This is a genomic window from Piezobacter thermophilus (assembly GCF_055386745.1).
Map to the genome: position 1 here is coordinate 1,016,099 of NZ_AP042380.1, position 16,985 is coordinate 1,033,083.

General features: G+C 67.7%; 14 protein-coding genes. 5 read left to right on the forward strand and 9 right to left on the reverse strand.

The features are described 5' to 3' along the window. Positions 1 to 77 precede the first annotated feature (77 nt). A complete protein-coding gene (gene kynU, locus ACZ5CM_RS04820) occupies positions 78 to 1,283 on the reverse strand; it encodes a kynureninase (protein ID WP_464641580.1) in 1,206 nt (401 codons plus the stop codon). A gap of 90 nt (positions 1,284 to 1,373) precedes the next feature. Then, positions 1,374 to 2,129, reverse strand: a complete 756-nt coding sequence (locus ACZ5CM_RS04825; protein WP_464641581.1) for an SDR family NAD(P)-dependent oxidoreductase — start codon at positions 2,127 to 2,129, stop codon at positions 1,374 to 1,376. A gap of 142 nt (positions 2,130 to 2,271) precedes the next feature. Between ACZ5CM_RS04825 and ACZ5CM_RS04830 the strand changes: the two genes are divergently transcribed. From ACZ5CM_RS04830 to ACZ5CM_RS04850, 5 genes are all read left to right on the forward strand, one after another. Beyond that, the gene (locus ACZ5CM_RS04830) at positions 2,272 to 2,724 is read left to right on the forward strand and encodes a methyltransferase family protein (protein ID WP_464641582.1); all 453 of its coding nucleotides are present in this window, start codon (positions 2,272 to 2,274) and stop codon (positions 2,722 to 2,724) included. Between the two features lie 177 nt (positions 2,725 to 2,901). Beyond that, positions 2,902 to 4,476 (forward strand): Re/Si-specific NAD(P)(+) transhydrogenase subunit alpha, encoded by a 1,575-nt coding sequence (locus ACZ5CM_RS04835; protein ID WP_464641583.1) that lies wholly within the window; start codon positions 2,902 to 2,904, stop codon positions 4,474 to 4,476. A 13-nt stretch (positions 4,477 to 4,489) separates the two neighbouring features. Next, a complete protein-coding gene (locus tag ACZ5CM_RS04840; protein WP_464641584.1) occupies positions 4,490 to 5,923 on the forward strand; it encodes an NAD(P)(+) transhydrogenase (Re/Si-specific) subunit beta in 1,434 nt (477 codons plus the stop codon). A gap of 108 nt (positions 5,924 to 6,031) precedes the next feature. Further along, positions 6,032 to 7,225, forward strand: coding sequence for an MFS transporter (locus ACZ5CM_RS04845; RefSeq protein ID WP_464641585.1), 1,194 nt, complete (start codon positions 6,032 to 6,034; stop codon positions 7,223 to 7,225). A gap of 72 nt (positions 7,226 to 7,297) precedes the next feature. Further along, complete coding sequence (locus ACZ5CM_RS04850; protein WP_464641586.1) at positions 7,298 to 8,575, forward strand: DUF3422 family protein; 1,278 nt, start codon at positions 7,298 to 7,300, stop codon at positions 8,573 to 8,575. A gap of 60 nt (positions 8,576 to 8,635) precedes the next feature. Here the strand turns inward: ACZ5CM_RS04850 and selD are convergent, their stop codons facing one another. The 7 genes from selD to ACZ5CM_RS04885 all read right to left on the reverse strand — a co-directional run bounded on the left by selD (position 8,636) and on the right by ACZ5CM_RS04885 (position 16,864). Continuing rightward, positions 8,636 to 10,798, reverse strand: coding sequence for a selenide, water dikinase SelD (gene selD, locus ACZ5CM_RS04855; protein WP_464641587.1), 2,163 nt, complete (start codon positions 10,796 to 10,798; stop codon positions 8,636 to 8,638). Between the two features lie 102 nt (positions 10,799 to 10,900). Continuing rightward, positions 10,901 to 11,329, reverse strand: a complete 429-nt coding sequence (locus ACZ5CM_RS04860) for a Na+/H+ antiporter subunit G (RefSeq protein ID WP_464641588.1) — start codon at positions 11,327 to 11,329, stop codon at positions 10,901 to 10,903. A 4-nt stretch (positions 11,330 to 11,333) separates the two neighbouring features. Then, the gene (locus tag ACZ5CM_RS04865) at positions 11,334 to 11,603 is read right to left on the reverse strand and encodes a K+/H+ antiporter subunit F (RefSeq protein WP_464641589.1); all 270 of its coding nucleotides are present in this window, start codon (positions 11,601 to 11,603) and stop codon (positions 11,334 to 11,336) included. Beyond that, positions 11,600 to 12,097: a Na+/H+ antiporter subunit E gene (locus ACZ5CM_RS04870; protein WP_464641590.1), complete on the reverse strand. Its 498-nt coding sequence runs from the start codon at positions 12,095 to 12,097 to the stop codon at positions 11,600 to 11,602. The genes ACZ5CM_RS04865 and ACZ5CM_RS04870 overlap by 4 nt, the downstream gene beginning before the upstream one ends. Positions 12,098 to 12,100: 3 nt before the next feature. Further along, positions 12,101 to 13,639 (reverse strand): monovalent cation/H+ antiporter subunit D, encoded by a 1,539-nt coding sequence (locus tag ACZ5CM_RS04875; RefSeq protein ID WP_464641591.1) that lies wholly within the window; start codon positions 13,637 to 13,639, stop codon positions 12,101 to 12,103. Then, positions 13,636 to 13,983 carry a Na+/H+ antiporter subunit C gene (locus ACZ5CM_RS04880; protein ID WP_464641592.1) on the reverse strand — a complete coding sequence of 116 codons (348 nt, stop codon included), beginning with the start codon at positions 13,981 to 13,983 and terminating at the stop codon, positions 13,636 to 13,638. Before ACZ5CM_RS04880 ends, ACZ5CM_RS04875 begins: the two co-directional genes overlap by 4 nt. Before the next feature lies 1 nt (position 13,984). Beyond that, positions 13,985 to 16,864: a monovalent cation/H+ antiporter subunit A gene (locus ACZ5CM_RS04885; protein WP_464641593.1), complete on the reverse strand. Its 2,880-nt coding sequence runs from the start codon at positions 16,862 to 16,864 to the stop codon at positions 13,985 to 13,987. Positions 16,865 to 16,985: the final 121 nt, after the last annotated feature.

The window sequence follows — 16,985 nt, forward strand, 5'->3', positions numbered from 1 at the left end:
GAGGGGGCTCTGCCCCCTCCTGGCCCTGGCGGGCCAGTTCACCCCCGGGATATTTGCGGGCCAGAAAAAGGGCCGGGTCAGGTGACTTTCTGGCGGTGCCGGTAGTCGGGGTGGTCCCAGAGGCGGTTTTCGATGATGTCGGCGAGGATGGCGGCGGCCGCGCGCAGGTCGGAGTCATCGATATAGAGCGGCGTGATGCCGAAGCGCATGATGTCCGGGGCGCGGAAATCGCCGATCACTCCGCGGGCAATCAGGGCCTGCATGGCGGCATAGCCGTGTTCGAAGCGGAACGAGACCTGGCTGCCGCGCCGGTCATGGGAGCGGGGGGTGGCAAGCGTCAGGCCGGGGCAGGCGGCTTCGACCTCGGCGATGAAGAGGTCGGAGAGTTCGAGCGATCTTGAGCGGATATCGTCGAGGCTCACGCCATCCCAGACGTCCAGCGCGGCATCTAGCGCGGTCATCTGGATCACCGGGGGCGTGCCTACGCGCATCCGCTCCACCCCGGCGCCTGGGCGGTAGTCGAGGTCGAAGGCGAAGGGGGCCTCGTGGCCCAGCCAGCCCGACAGGGCCGGGCGGGCGGAATCCGCGTGACGGGGCGCGACATAGATGAAGGCGGGCGCGCCGGGGCCGCCGTTGAGATACTTGTAGCTGCAGCCGACCGCGAAATCGGCCCCGCCCGCGGCCACGTCAACCGGAAAGGCCCCGGCGGAATGGGCCAGATCCCAGATCGCCAGCGCGCCCGCATCATTGGCGCGCGCCGTCAGCGCCGGCATGTCGTGGCGCCGCCCGGTGCGGTAGTCCACCTCGGTCAGCATCAGCACCGCCACCTCGTCGGTCAGGGCGGCCTCGACCGCGTCGGGGGCCACCACGCGCAGCTCGTGCCCGCGGTCGAGCGACCGCAGCAGCCCCTCGGCCATGTAGAGGTCAGTGGGGAAGTTGCCGCTGTCGGAAAGCACGACCTTGCGGTCGGGGCGCATCTCGAGCGCCGCCGCCAGCGCCTGGTAGACCTTGATCGAAAGCGTGTCGCCGACCACCGTGTGGCCCGGCTCCGCCCCGATCAGCCGGCCGATCCGGTCGCCAAGGCGTGTGGGCATGGCCATCCAGCCCTCGCCGTTCCAGCCGCGGTTCCAGCCGGTGATCAGCATCCCGCCCCATTCCCCGGCCATCATCCGGTCCACCCGCTCGCGGGCGGCGCGCGGCAGCGGGCCCAAGGAATTGCCGTCGAGATAGATCACCCCGTCGGGCAGGTCGAACATGGCGCGGGTGGCGGAGAAGTCTGTCATGGCGGTGGGTCTCGCGAAAAACATTTCAGGCTTGAAGCATTTTCGCGGGATAGCGCGGCCGGCCCCGGGCTGTCCAGTCCTGCGCGCTGTTCAGACCTGCCCGCCGGCGATCTCGATGCACTGGCCGTTGATGCTTTCCGATCCCGGTCGCACCAGCCACAGCGCGGCGGCGGCCACTTCCTCGGGGGCGATCAGCCGCTTGTGACGGTTGGCCTCGACCATCAGCGCCAGAGCGTCCTTCGGGCTGATGCCGGCGCGGGCGGCGATGCTTTCGGTGTTGCGGGCCACGATGGGGGTGTCCACGTAGCCGGGGCAGAGCGCGTTGAAGGTGTAGGGCGTGCCGAGGAAATCCTCGGCCAGCGACCGGGTCAGGCCGACCAGCCCGTGTTTCGTCGCCGAATAGCAGGCCGCCCCCTTCAGCCCGCGCAGCCCGGCGATCGAGGCCACGGTGATGACCCGCCCCCAGTCGGTGCTCAGCATCCCCGGCAGGCAGGCGCGGATGGTCAGGAACGCCCCGTCCAGGTTGGTCGCCATCATGTTGCGCCAGAACTCCAGCGAGGTCTTGTGCAGGGCGCGCCCCTCGGCGATGCCGGCATTGGCGACGCAGATCTGGATCGGGCCGCGGGCCTCGATGGCGCGGGCGATGGTGTCGTCCACGCCGGCCTCGTCGCGCACGTCCATGACCATGCCGTGCAGCCCCGCGCCCGAGACTTCGTCGAGCACCTCGCGCCGCCGGCCGGTGATGGTGACCCGGGCGCCCTCGTCCGCCAGCGCCCGGGCGATGGCCAGCCCGATCCCCGTTCCGCCCCCGGTCACCAGCGCGTGTTTGCCCTGCAGCGATGTCATGTGCGACTCCTCCCTCTGTCCGCGTGCAGGGTAAGGGATCGAGCTGGCCTGGCAAGATGCGCCGTCGGGTCACTTCTTTACTTGGCCCGGCTTCCGGCGCAATCTGTGCCGGAACCGACAGGCAGAGGGCAGGATGGACATCATGAAATGGATCGATTTGCCGCCGGTCTGGCTTGCGGCGTTCATCGCGCTGGCCTGGGCGCAGGTGCAGTATTTTCCCGCCGGCCTGGATTTCGGCAGGCTGTGGGTGGTGGACCTGCTGGCCGGGATGCTGGTGGGGGGCGGGGTGTTGCTGATGGTGCTGGCCTTTGTCGAGTTCCGCCGCCACCGCACCACGGTCATTCCCCACAACACGCCCACGGCCCTGATCCAGAGCGGTATCTACAGTCGCACCCGCAACCCCATCTACCTGGGCGACGTAATGATTCTGGCCGGGCTGATCCTGTGGTTCGACGCGGTGCTGGCGCTGGTGCTGATCCCGATCTTCGTCTGGGTGATCGAGCGTCGCTTCATCATCCCCGAGGAAAACCGCATGAGGCGCGCCTTCAAGGCCGAATTCGCCCGCTACGAAAGAAAGGTGCGGCGCTGGATCTGAGGCCGGCGCCGGCGGTGTCGGATCTGGTCCGGGTGTCGCGAATAAATCCATCGCAAATGCGACAAATGGAGCAATCATGTTTCCTGATGCTTGCGGATTTGCGGGGGGAAGGGTAGCTAAAAACCCGGCAAACCTGTCAGGTTTGCACCCGGGTTGAACGAGAAGGGGGACCGACGGGTGAAGATAGGGACACCTAAGGAAGTTCGCAAAGGCGAGAACCGGGTCGCGATGACCCCGGATTCGGCGCGCCAGCTGCAGAAGCTGGGCTATGAATGCCTGATTGAGAAGGGCGCCGGGGCGAAGGCGGGGTTTTCGGACGCGGCCTATGAAGAGGCCGGCGTGACCGTCATCAAGACCGCCGCCGCACTGTGGAAAGAGGCCGACATCATCGCCAAGGTGCGCCCGCCCACCGAGACCGAGCTCAAGCGCCTGAACAAGGGCAAGACGCTGATTTCCTTCTTCGATCCCGCAGGGAACGAAAAGGGGCTGGAGATCGCGAAGGAAAAGGGCGCCAACGTCATCGCGATGGAGATGGTGCCACGGATCAGCCGGGCCCAGAAGATGGATGCGCTCTCGTCCATGGCCAATATCGCCGGCTACCGCGCGGTGATCGAGGCGGGCAACAATTTCGGCCGCTTCTTCACCGGCCAGATCACCGCCGCCGGCAAGGTGCCGCCGGCCAAGGTGCTGGTGGTGGGGGCGGGTGTGGCCGGGCTGGCCGCGATCGGAACCGCCGTGTCGCTGGGCGCGGTGGTCTATGCCTTCGACGTGCGCCCCGAGGTGGCCGAACAGGTCGAATCGATGGGGGCCGAGTTCGTCTATCTCGATTTCGAGGATGATCAGGACGGGGCCGAGACCGGCGGCTATGCCAAGCCCTCCAGCCCCGAGTTCCGCGAGGCGCAGCTTGCCAAGTTCCGCGAGATGGCGCCCGACATGGACATCGTCATCACCACCGCCCTGATCCCGAACCGCCCCGCCCCGGTCCTGTGGACCGAGGACATGGTTCGCTCGATGAAGCCGGGCTCGGTGATCGTGGACCTTGCGGCCGAGCGCGGCGGAAATGTCGAAGGCACGGTCAAGGACGAAAAGGTGGTCACCGACAACGGTGTGATCATCATCGGCTATACCGATTTCCCCTCGCGCATGGCGGCGCAGGCCTCGACGCTTTACGCCACCAACATCCGCCACATGATGACCGATCTGACCCCGAACAAGGACGGCCAGATCGTGCACGACATGGAAGACGACGTGATCCGCGGCGCCACCGTGGCCTATCAGGGCGAGATCACCTTCCCGCCGCCGCCGCCCAAGGTGCAGGCGATCGCGTCGAAAAAGCCGCAGAAGGCCGAAGTCAAGGAACTGACGCCGGAAGAGCGGCGGGCGCAGGAGATCGCCGAGTTTCGCGCCCAGACGCGGCAGCAGGTGACGCTGCTGACCGTGGGTGCGGTGCTGTTGATGCTGGTGGGTGCGGTGGCGCCGGCCAGCTTCATGCAGCATTTCACCGTCTTCGTGCTGGCCGTCTTCGTCGGCTTCCAGGTGATCTGGAATGTCAGCCATGCCCTGCACACGCCGCTGATGGCGGTGACCAACGCGATTTCGTCGATCATCATTCTGGGCGCGCTGCTGCAGATCGGGTCCGGGTCGTGGCTGGTGATCGTGCTGGCCGCGCTGTCGGTATTCATGGCCGGGATCAACATCTTCGGCGGTTTCCTTGTCACCCGGCGCATGCTCGCCATGTTCCAGAAATCCTGAGGAGGCGGCAGCAATGAGTTACGGTTTCACGACTGCGGTCTATGTGGTTGCCGCCGTTCTGTTCATCCTGGCGCTGGGCGGGCTGAGCAACCAGGAAAGCGCCAAGCGCGCGGTCTGGTACGGCATCGTCGGCATGGCTCTGGCGGTGCTGGCCACCCTGATCGGCCCTGGTGCCGGGCTGTGGGGGCTGTCTCTGATCCTGATCCTGGCCGGCGGCGTCATCGGCCAGTACGTGGCACGGCGGGTGCAGATGACCGAAATGCCCCAGCTGGTGGCGGCGATGCATTCGCTGGTGGGCCTGGCCGCCGTGTTCGTCGGCTTCAACGCCCATTTCGAGCAGGTCCGCGTCCTGGCCATGGACGAGGCGGCGCGCGAGGCGCTTGCCGGCTTTGCCGCCGTTCTGGCCGAGAAGTCTCCGGTCGAACACAACATCCTGCGGGTCGAGCTGTTCCTGGGCATCTTCATCGGGGCGGTGACCTTCACCGGCTCGGTGGTGGCCTATGGCAAGCTGGCCGGCAAGGTCAGCTCGGCCGCCACCAAGCTGCCCGGCGGGCACGCCCTGAACGCGGCCGCGGCGGCGCTCTCGCTGGTCTGCCTGATCTGGTACTTCAATACCGGAAGCCTGCTGCCGGTGATCGTGATGACCCTGGCGGCGCTGTTCATCGGCTATCACCTGATCATGGGCATCGGCGGGGCCGACATGCCGGTGGTGGTGTCGATGCTCAACAGCTACTCGGGCTGGGCCGCGGCGGCGATCGGGTTCAGTCTGGGCAACGATCTGCTGATCGTGGTCGGCGCGCTGGTGGGCTCTTCCGGTGCGATCCTGTCCTACATCATGTGCAAGGCCATGAACCGGTCCTTCATCTCGGTGATCCTGGGCGGCTTCGGCGGCAGCTCCGGCCCGGCGATGGAGGTCGAGGGCGAAATGGTCGCCATCGACGCCGACGGCGTGGCCGCTGCGCTGAACGATGCCGACAGCATCATCATCGTGCCCGGCTACGGCATGGCGGTGGCGCAGGCGCAGAACGCGGTTTCCGAACTGACCCGCAAGCTGCGCGATGCCGGCAAGAACGTGCGCTTCGGCATCCACCCGGTGGCGGGCCGCCTGCCGGGGCACATGAACGTGCTGCTGGCCGAGGCCAAGGTGCCCTATGACATCGTGCTGGAGATGGAGGAGATCAACGACGACTTCCCCGACACCGACGTGGTGATCGTGATCGGCTCGAACGACATCGTGAACCCGGCCGCGCAGGAGGATCCCAACAGCCCCATCGCCGGCATGCCGGTGCTGGAGGTGTGGAAGGCCAAGCAGGTCTTCGTGATGAAGCGCGGCCAGGGCACCGGCTATTCGGGGATCGAGAACCCGCTGTTCTACAAGGAGAACACGCGCATGTTCTACGGCGACGCCCGCGAGAGTCTCGACAAGCTGCTGCCGTTGATCGACTGATCCGGCAGGGATGCGAAATCCCGCAGACCCGGTCCCGAAAGGGGCCGGGTTTTCTCTTGCCATTTTGCCTGGCAGAGCGGATCGTCGGCCGCGGAAAGGACGTGCCCCATGCCCGACCCCACGAGATCTGCCGCCCGGCGCCTGCCCGGCGCGATCTGGGCCATCGGTGTAGTCAGCCTTCTGATGGACGTTTCCTCCGAGATGATCCACGGGCTGATGCCGGTCTTTCTGGTCGGCACGCTGGGCGCGAGCACGGTAACGGTGGGCCTGATCGAGGGGATCGGGGAGGCCACTGCCTCGATCGTCAAGCTGTTCTCGGGCGTGATCAGCGACCGGCTGGGCAGGCGCAAGCTGCTGGCCGTGATCGGCTATGGCCTGTCCACCCTGTCCAAGCCGGTCTTCGCCTCTGCGCCGACGGCGCTGTGGGTCGCAGGCGCGCGCATTGCCGACCGGACAGGCAAGGGAATTCGCGGTGCGCCGCGCGATGCGCTGGTGGCCGACCTGGTGGCGCCGGGAATGCGCGGAGCAGCCTACGGTTTGCGCCAGGCGCTGGACAATGTCGGGGCCTTCGTGGGACCGCTGGCCGCCATCGGACTGATGCTGCTGTTTGCCGGCAATATCCGCGCGGTGTTCTGGGTGGCGCTGGTTCCGGGGATGGCGGCGGTGGCGGTCCTGGTTCTCTTCGTCCATGAACCTGCCCCCCGCGCGGGGCAGGCCGAGCGCCGGCGGCTGCCGCTGGACCCGGCAACGCTGCGGCGCATGGGTGGGCCCTTCTGGGCGGTCGTGGGCGTGGCCGGGCTGCTCACCCTGGCCCGGTTCAGCGAGGCCTTCGTCATCCTCCGGGCCGAGGGGCTGGGCCTTGCGGTAGCACTGGCGCCGCTGGTTCTGGTGGCGGTGCACGTGGTGTCCTCGCTCAGCTCCTACCCGGCCGGGGCGCTGGGCGACCGGATGCCGCCGCGCCGCATCCTTGCCGCGGGTTTTGCCGCGCTGATCGCGGCCGACCTGATGCTGGCCTTCGCGGGTGGCCTCGTGGCGGTCTTTGCCGGCATTGCGCTGTGGGGGTTGCACCTGGGGCTGTCGCAGGGGCTGTTGCAGGCAATGGTCGCGGATACCGCTCCCGAAGATCTGCGGGCCACGGCCTTCGGCATCTTCAACCTGGTTTCCGGGCTGACGCTGCTGGGCGCAAGCCTTCTGGCTGGGGCGCTTTGGGCCGTTGGCGGTCCGGCTCTCACCTTCCTGTCCGGCGCGGGCATTGCCGCCCTGGGAGTGGTGGCGATGCTGCGCGCCCCGGCGCGGCGCTGACCGGGGCGACCGGATGGCCGGTTTTCAACCGGGGCGCAGACCGTATAGTGGCCCCATGACGAGGGAGCCGCCATGCCGCCGATAGAAGACCATCCGCTGCGCTATCAGCTTGCCAACGAACTGCACGCCCGCCCCTTTCCGGCGCTGAAGGCACCGGCCACGCTGGTCTTTCTGGCGATCAAGCGCCCCGAGGACGCGTCCGGCGGCCGTGCGGCGGATCTTGCGCATCTCCAGGCGCTGCTCGACCGCCATGGCGCGCCGCACCCGCAACCGGGGGCCAGCCACCACATGGTGCGGATCGGGCGCCACACGCTGAAATGGGAAAGCCACAGCGAATTCGTCACCTTCATGGCCTTCTGCGACGGGAACGGCAGCCGCCCCTTCGATCCGGTGGACTTCGAGGTCTTCCCGAGCGACTGGCTGAAGGCCGCGCCGGGCACGCGGGTGACCTCGCTGATGATGCGCATCTGCCCGCGCCCGGACGAGGACGCGCTGCGCGCGACGCTGGACGAGTGGTTCGTGGCCGAAAGCGTCGCCGCCGCCCGGGTTCTGGACGACCAGGCGGTGGTGGCCAGCGATTTCCGCATCGACCCGGCGGGCCATGTGCGCATGGCGGTCTTCGTCAACCCCGACACCGGGCCGCGGCGGGTGGGTCGCGTGGTCCAGCGCCTGTGCGACATCGAAACCTACAAGTCCATGTCGATGCTGGGCTTTGCCCGCGCCAAGGGGCTGTGGAACCGGCTTGACGAACAGGGCGCGGCGCTGGCCCGGCTGACCACGGCGATGACGCTCGAGAGCGCCTCGGCTGAGGAGACGCTGAACGGGCTGCTGGAAATCTCGGCCGAGCTGGAGGCGATGGCGGCGCAGGAATCCTTCCGCTTCGAGGCCACCGCCGCCTATCAGGCCATCGTGCGCGAACGGATCGAACTGCTGCGCGAAGAGCGCCTGGCCGGGCGCCAGACCTTCGCCGAATTCATGACCCGCCGCTACGACCCGGCCATGCGCACGGTTCAGGCCACCGAGGCGCGGTTGCGCAAGCTGGCGGACCGGGCGATGCGGGCCGGAAACCTGCTGCGCACGCGGGTGGACGTGGAGCGCAGCGCCCAGAACCAGGCGCTCCTGTCCTCGATGGACCGGCGCGCGGCGCTGCAGCTGCGCCTGCAGCACACGGTCGAGGGGCTGTCCACCGTGGCCATCAGCTATTATGCCGTGTCGCTGGCGGGCTATCTCTTCTACCCCCTGGCCGGGCCTCTGGGGATATCGAAGGGGATGCTGACGGCGGCGCTGGTGCTGCCGGTCTTTGCGCTGGTGTGGTGGTCGGTCCGGCGCATCCGCAAGCGGCTGGAGTGAACGCGGGCGGCTGGCTCCTGATCCGGCGGCGCGGGCGGTCGGGGTCAGGGGCGGTCGGGGTCAGGTCAGAGACAGGCGCGGAGGCCCTTCGACCAGCCGGCCCATGACCGTTGCGGCGCCATGGCCGGATGCGCGCAGCGCCGCGACCAGCCGATCCGCGTCTTCGGTCTTCACCGCCGCCAGCAGGCCTCCGGCCGTCTGCGGGTCGAAAAGCAGATCCGCCCGGCCGCCCTCGGGCAGTTCGGGGGCAAGCGCGCGGTTGTCGGCAAAGATCGAGGACCGGATCCCAGCCCGCGCCAGCTCTTCAGCCCCGTCCATGAGCGGTATCGCGCCGAGATCCAGCTCGGCGCCGGTGCCCGAGGCCTCGCAGATGCCCAGCAGATGCCCGGCCAGCCCGAAACCGGTGACATCGGTCATGGCATGGGCGCCGCGCAGGATCCGGGCGGCCCGATCCTGCGGCTGCGTCATCTGTTTCCAGGCCGCAACGACCCATTCGCCCCGTGCCCTGCCGGCCATTTCCGCCGCCATCAGTACGCCGCTGCCCAGGGGCTTGGTCAGGATCAGCGCATCGCCCGGGCGCCCTCCGGCCAGGGTGATCGGAGCGCGCTCGCACAGCCCCGTCACCGTGAACCCGATGGTCAGCTCATGGCCCAGCGAGGTATGGCCGCCGACGATTTCCGCCCCCGCCGCGCGCATCACCGCGCCGGCGGCCTCCATGATCTCGGCCGTTGTGCGTTGCTGAAGGGCCGCATTCATGCGCGGCAGGATCAGGCTGACCGTGGCCGCCTGGGGCGCGGCGCCCATTGCCCAGATGTCGCCCAGGGCATGCACCGCGGCAATCCGCGCCATCAGCGCCGGATCCTCGACCAGTGCCCGCAGGTGGTCGGTGCTGATCACCTGCCGTGCCCCGCCCGTATGCAGCAGCGCCGCATCATCTCCGGGCAGGGGGGTGATGTCGTCCCGCCCGGCCGAGCCCGCCGTGTTCAGAGCCCCGCGCAGCGCCGCCCGCCCCACCTTGGCGCCGCAGCCCCCGCAAAGCGGCTTGTCACCCAGCGCCTCGGCCAGGCCCAGCGCATGGGACGCGGGCAGCTTGGGGGCGGCCATCTGCGGCAGGTCGCGGAACTTTTCCATGAAGCGCCTGTCGATCCGGTCCTTCCACCGCCACATCGGCGCGCCACGCAGCGCGGTGCCGAATTTTTCCGCCAACGCGGATTTCCCGCCCAGCGAGATCAGCTTGAGGTAGTCCTTCTGCGGCCGGTAGTGGCGCAGGCGCCCTCCCGACAGCGCGGCGCGGAGATTGTCGAACAGCACCGGCGCCTCGCGCACTGCATAGACCCCGGCCTTGGGGCGCGGGGCATGGGTGAGGTGGGCGCAGTCGCCGGCGGCGAACACCGCCGGGTCCGAGCTGCGCAGGAAGGCATCGACGGCGATGAAGCCCTCGTGCAGGGCAAGGCCGGTCTCGGCGATCCAGGGCCAGGGGCGCGCCCCGGCGGCGCCGGTGGTGAAATCCGCCGCGATCCGGCGCCCGTCGGCCAGGGCCACGTGATCGGGCGCAACCCGCGCAACCGGCGCATGTTCGACCACAGTGATGCCCAGCCGTGCCATTTCCGCCCGGATCAGCCGCGCGGCGCGCGGCACCAGGGCCGAAAGCGCCCGGGCGCTGTCGATCAGGTGAAGCTGAAATTCCCGGCCCCGTTCGCGCAGGGCGAAGGCCATGGCCATGGCCAGCTCGGCCCCGGCCACGCCGCCGCCGATGACCACCACCCGGGCCGGCCCGCCTTCGTCACGCCAGGCCGCCCAACGCTGCGCGAAGGGGCCCAGCGGCTTGGCCGGGACGGCATTTTCGGCAAATCCCGGCAGATCGGGCATGGCCGAGGTAATGCCCACATTGACCGAGGCTACATCATAGGCGATCGGCGCCCGACCGCGCAGATGCACCAGCCGGTTGACCGGGTCCAGCCCCTCCACCGTCCCCGGAATCAGCCGCGCGCCGGCGAAACGGGCCAGCTTCACCAGGTCGATGTCCAGCTCGTCGCGCGCGTAGTGGCCGGCGACGAATCCGGGCAGCATTCCCGAATAGGGGGCCGTCGGGCCGGGGTTGATGACGGTGACCCGCACCCCGGCAAGCGGCTGCATCCCCCATTTGCGCAGCACCAGCGCATGGCTGTGGCCGCCGCCTACGAGGACGAGATCGCGGGTGAGAGGAAGGGGCGGGGCGTGCATTCCGGGTTCCGAACCGATTGCGGCCTTTGGAGCGGGCGGGTGTGCCTTCCGTGGTGGACCAAAGCGGCGCGGGCTGCAAGACTGCGCTGCGCCGCAGGGGCGTCAGGGCGTGCCCGGCCCGTCGCCTTTCCGGTTGCTTCCCCCTTTGTCCGCCTTGTCGTCGTCGGCCTGCTCCCCCTCGTCGGTGTCATGGGTGGCCCAGAGCCGATCTTCTCCGGGCTGCGGCATGCTTTGCGGCGTTTCGTGGCGGTGGATGTGCACCTTGGCGATGAAGAAGGCGGTGACCGGCGCGGTCAGCACCAGGAACAGGGTGATGAGCAGCTCGTGGAATGACGGGTGGGCCTCGAAGGCCGCGGCATGGATCATCGACGCGATCAGCACCGCGCCCACGCCGACCGTGGTAGCCTTGGTGGGCGCGTGCAGGCGCGACATGGAATCGCGCAGCTTGATCAGGCCGAACGAGCCCACGAAACCGAAGATGCCGCTGATGACGAGAAGGGCGGAGATCAGGAATTCGGACAGGCTGGCCATGGGATCACTCGATGATGTTGCCGCGCAGCAGATAGCGCGCATAGGCCACGGTCGAGACGAATCCCAGCATGGCGATGATGAGGACGGCCTCGAAATAGACCTCGGTGCCATAGGCGAGCCCGTAGAGAACCAGCAGCGCGATCGCGTTGATGACCATGGTATCCAGCGCCAGGATCCGGTCGCCGATATGGTCGGCGGTGGCCACCTTCCACAGGTTCATCAGCATGGCCAGACCGTAACAGCCCAGTGCGAAATAGGCGGCGTAGATCATCATTCGAAAATCTCCAGCAGGCGGCGTTCATAGCGCGACTTGATCTCTTCCACGACCGAATCCGGGTCGGGCGCGTGCAGGCAGTGGACCAGAAGGTAGTGTCCTTTTGCCGACAGGTCGGCCGAGACCGTCCCGGGGGTCAGCGTGATCGTCGCGGCCAGCGCGGTGATCGCCTCGGGGCGGCGCAGTTCCAGCGGAATCGAGATCCAGTGCGGTTGCAGATCCTGTGCCCGCCGGAACAGAACCAGCCGGGCGACCACCACATTGGCCACAAGGATGTCCCACAGCGCGATCAAGAGATACTCGGCAATCTTCATCGGCCGCTTCAGCATTGGCCGGCTGGGCCAGTAGGGGTTCGTGACCACCGGGATGACGATGCCGAGGAAGAAGCCGAACAGCAGCGAGTTGAGCGACCAGCGGTTGACCAGCAGCAGCCAGATCAGCGTCAGCAGGCCGGTCAGCAGCGGATGGGGGAAAAGCCTTTGCAGGAAACGCATGGGTCAAGGCCTCCTCAGCACGGCGTCGATCATGATCGAGGGATCGAAGAGCTGTTCGGCGGTGGCGGTGGCATAGTTCATCGCCGGACCGGCAAAGACGGTCAGGGCGACGATGCCGACCGCCAGCGTCGATGTTGCCACCAGCGGCAGGGCCGCTGCCCGCTCGCGCGCGGCATCCTCCTGCGGTGCCCGGCGCGGCTCGGGCCCGGCGAACTGGCAGGCCGGGTCATGCGGTTTCCAGAACAGGATCGAGCCGGCGCGGGCAAGGCCCACGATCGTGACCAGCGAGGTGACCAGGATCACCCCCCAGATGGCGGCCGCGTAATCCTGCTGCCTCGTGGCGTCCAGGACCATCAGCTTGCCCACGAAACCTGACAGCGGCGGCATTCCTGCGGCGGCGATGGCGGCAAGAAAGAACAGCGCGGCGATCATCCCCCGCTGGGGCATGGGCGGGGCCAGGTCGATGGCGCCGCCCCGGCGCGACTTGACCAGGTCCGCAACAAGGAACAGCAGCGCCCCGGCCAGGGTCGAGTGGACCGCGTAATAGACTGCCGCCGCCGCCGCCTGTGGCGAGAACAGCGCCACGGCCGTGAGCAGCGTTCCGACCGAAGCGATGGCTGCGAAGGCCGCGAGGCGTCCGATTTCTCGGGCGCCGAGAATGCCCACCGACCCGACCGCCAGCGTGGCCAGTGCCGCCGGCAGCAGCCAGTCGCCGGCAAGGCCCGCGGTGGCGGCAATGTCGGGCCCGAAAACCAGCGTGAACATGCGCAGGATGGAATAGACGCCGACCTTGGTCATGATCGCAAACAGCGCGGCCACCGCGAAGGGGGCGTTGGCATAGGTGGCCGGCAGCCAGAAATGCAGCGGCAGCACCGCTGACTTGATCGCGAAGACCAGCAGCAGCAGGACCGCCCCCACCCGCAGCAGTGCGGTGTCCTCGGGCGGCATCTGGGCCACCTTCTGGGCCAGGTCGGCCATGTTCAGCGTGCCGGTCACCCCGTAGATCGTGGCCAGCGCGAACAGGAAGATGGTCGATCCCAGCAGGTTGTAGACCACGTATTGCAGCCCGGCCCGGAACCTCTGCCCGCCGCCGCCATGGATCATCAACCCGTAGGAGGCGATCAGCAGGACCTCGAAGAAGACGAACAGGTTGAAGGCGTCGCCGGTCAGGAATGCGCCCATGATCCCCATCAGCTGGAACTGGTAGAGCGCGTGGAACAGCTGCCCGCGCGCATCCTTTCCGGTGCCCACCACATGCAGCAGCACCACCAGTGCCAGAACCGCGGTCAGGGTGATCATCAGCGCCGACAGCCGGTCCAGCACCAGGACGATTCCGAAGGGTGCGATCCAGTCGCCCAGTTCATAGACCTGCACGACGCCGGTCGAGGCCTGTGCCAGCAGCGCGAAACAGATGGCAGTCAGCAGCACCGTGCCGCCAATGGAAAAGATGCGCATCAGGCTGATGTGATGGCGCAGCACCATGACGATGAACGGTCCCAGCAGGGCGGGCAGGATCACGGGCAGGATGATGAGGTGATTCATGCGTCCTCTCCGGCCTCTTCGGGCATGTCGATGCGATCATCCCGGTCGGACAGGAACCCGCCCAGCGCGATCATCACCGTCACCGCCGTCATCCCGAAGGAAATCACGATCGCGGTCAGCACCAGCGCCTGCGGCAGCGGGTCGGTATAGGTCATGCCCTCGCTGTAGGGGTCCAGGATCGGCGGCGCGTTCAGCATCAGCCGCCCCGAGGCGAAGATGAACACGTTGACCGCGTAGGACAGCAGCGACAGCCCCAGGATCACCGGAAAGGTGCGCAGCCGCAGCACCAGATAGACCCCGGCGGCGGTGAGCACGCCAACGGCCGAGGCGACAAGCATTTCCATCTCAGACGGCCTCCTTGATCGGCTGTGCGGCCTCGTCGTCGTCATCTTCTTCTTCGCGGGCCGGGTTGATGTCCATGGGGTGTTCGCTTTCCATTCCCGGCTGCCAGGCGAACCGGGCCAGGCTGTCGAGAGCCAGCAGCGTTGCCCCGACCACCGCCAGGAACACGCCCAGGTCGAAAAGCGCGGCGGTGGCCAGTTCGAACTCCTCCAGCGGTGGATAGAGGAACTTGCCGAAATCGCTGGTCAGGAACGGCTTGCCGTTGAACCACGCCCCCATGCCGGTCACCGCGGCGATGAGCACCCCCGAGCCGATGATCGCGTGATAGGGATAGCGCTGGCGCTCGACGGCCCAGGAAAAGCCCGAGGCCATGTACTGCATGATGACCGCGATGGCGGCGATCAGGCCGGCAATGAAGCCGCCGCCCGGCAGGTTGTGGCCGCGGAAGAAGATGTAGACCGCCACCATCAGCGCCACCGGCATCATCATGCGGGTGACGACGACCATGATCAGCGGGTGTGCGTCCCCTGATTGCGGCGCGTCGGGCTTGCGGTTCAGAAGATAGGCGCGCACCGGGCTGGCCAGCACCGCGCGGGTGATTGCGTAGATGATGATGGCGGCGATGCCCAGAACGGTGATTTCGCCGAAGGTGTCATAGCCGCGGAAGTCCACCAGGATCACGTTGACCACGTTCTTGCCGCCGGCAAGGCTGTAGGAATTGTCCAGGTGGTATTTCGAAATCGTGGGAAAGGCGAAATCGCGCGTCATCAGCGCATAGGCCAACCCGCCGACCCCCAGCCCGGCCGCCACCGAAAGCGTTCCGTCGCGCATCCGCCGGGCGGGGCTGCTTTCGCGCGGGGTCTCCTTGGGCAGGAAATTCAGCGCCAGCAGCATCAGGATGATGGTCACCACCTCGACCGAGATCTGCGTCAGCGCAAGGTCGGGCGCCGACAGGTAGTTGAAGGCCAGCGACACCACCAGCCCGACAACTCCGATCAGAACCAGCGACAGCAGGCGGTTGCGGTGGCAGGCGACGATGCAGCCGGTGGCGGTGATGATGCCGATCCATGCGGCCAGCGGGATCGGGGTGATCGGGATCATCGGCCGCGTCTGCGGCCCGATCCCGCCGGTCAGCCAGGCATAGCCGGTCAGGCCAAGCGTGAAGGCAACCAGGATCGCGGCATAGCGGGTCATGGCTCCGTCATGCAACCGGTCGGTCACCACCCGGCTGGCCGCCGTCAGCGCCGAGATGGCGGCGTCGTAGATCCGCTTGGCCTCGGGGCGCGGAACGGCATTCCAGGTCCGCTCCAGGCCCCGGTGTCCGGCCAGCAGGAACAGCCCGCCGCTCAGCGCGATCACCGACATGATCAGTGCCGGCGAGATCCCGGCCCACAGCTTGAGCTTGAATTCGGGCAGCCCGCCGCCCACGACGGCCCCGGCCGCGGTCTCCAGGATCGGGGCCGCGAAGACCATGGGGAAGAGGCCGATGAGCACCACCAGCGTGGTCAGGACGGTCGGCGGCAGCCACAGCCCCGGGCCGGGGTCGTGTGGTTGCGCCGGGGCGTCGCCGCGCCGCGGCCCCAGGAAGGTGTGGGCGAAGAAGCGGAAGGAATAGGCGGCCGAGAATATCGCCGCCAGGGTCGCCAGCACCGGCACGAAACTGTCCATGCCGAACCACGCGGTATGGGCGGCCTCCTCCAGCATCATTTCCTTCGAGATGAAGCCGTTGAAGGGCGGAACGCCGGCCATGGACAGCCCTCCGATCAGGGCGATGGTGAAGGTGATCGGCATCAGCCGCGCCAGCCCTCCCAGGCGCTTGATGTCGCGGGTATGGGTGGCGTGATCGACGATTCCGGCCGACATGAACAGCGCCGCCTTGAAGGTGGCGTGGTTGATGATGTGGAAGATGGCGATGATCGCCGCGATCTTGGTGCCGAAGCCCAGCAGCATGGTGATCAGCCCCAGCTGGCTGACGGTCGAGAAGGCCAGCAGCGCCTTGAGGTCGTCCTTGAACAGCGCGATCACCGCCCCGATCAGCATGGTCACCAGCCCGGTCGTGGCCACCAGGTAGAACCAGGCGTCGGTGCCGGCCAGCACCGGCCACAGCCGTGCCATCAGGAACAGCCCCGCCTTCACCATGGTGGCCGAGTGCAGATAGGCCGAGACCGGCGTCGGCGCAGCCATGGCGTGCGGCAGCCAGAAGTGGAACGGAAACTGCGCCGACTTGGTGAAGGCCCCCAGCAGGATCAGCACCAGTGCCGGCAGGTAGAGGGGCGAGGCCTGGATCGCCTCGCGGTTCTGCAGGATGTCGGTCAGGTCGTAACTGCCGGCGATGTCGCCCAGGATCAGCAGCCCGGCGATCATCGCCAGCCCGCCTCCGGCGGTCACCGCCAGCGACATGCGCGCGCCCTGCCGCCCCTCGGGCAGGTGCCGCCAGAACCCGATCAGCAGGAACGACGACAGCGAGGTCAGTTCCCAGAAGATCAGCAGCAGCAGGATGTTGTCCGACAGCACGATGCCCACCATCGCGCCCTGGAACAGCAGCAGATAGGCATAGAACAGCCCCATCGGGTCGCGGCGCGACAGATAGTGGCGGGCATAGATGATGATCAGGATGCCGATGCCCAGAATCAGCCCCGCGAACAGCAGGCCCAGCCCGTCGAGGCGGAAATTGACATTCAGGCCGAGGCCGGGCAGCCAGTCGAGCCGGGCGAGGATCACCTCTCCCCGCATCACCGCCGGGGCGTGGATCAGCAGCCCGATCAGCGCCAGAAGCGACACGGCGGCGGTGGACATGGCGGCGGCCTGACGACCCGCGCGGATCAGCAGTGCCGGGAAGATCGCGCCCAGAAAGGGAAGCGCCACGATCAGGAAAAGGGACAAGGGTCGTTCTCCGATTGGTGCAGGGGCGGTCGGTCGGCCGGTGGGTTCGCGATTTTCGGGCCAATGTGGTGATTTCCGACCGCTTGTCCAGACCCAAGGGGTGAGATGCCCCCGCATCGTG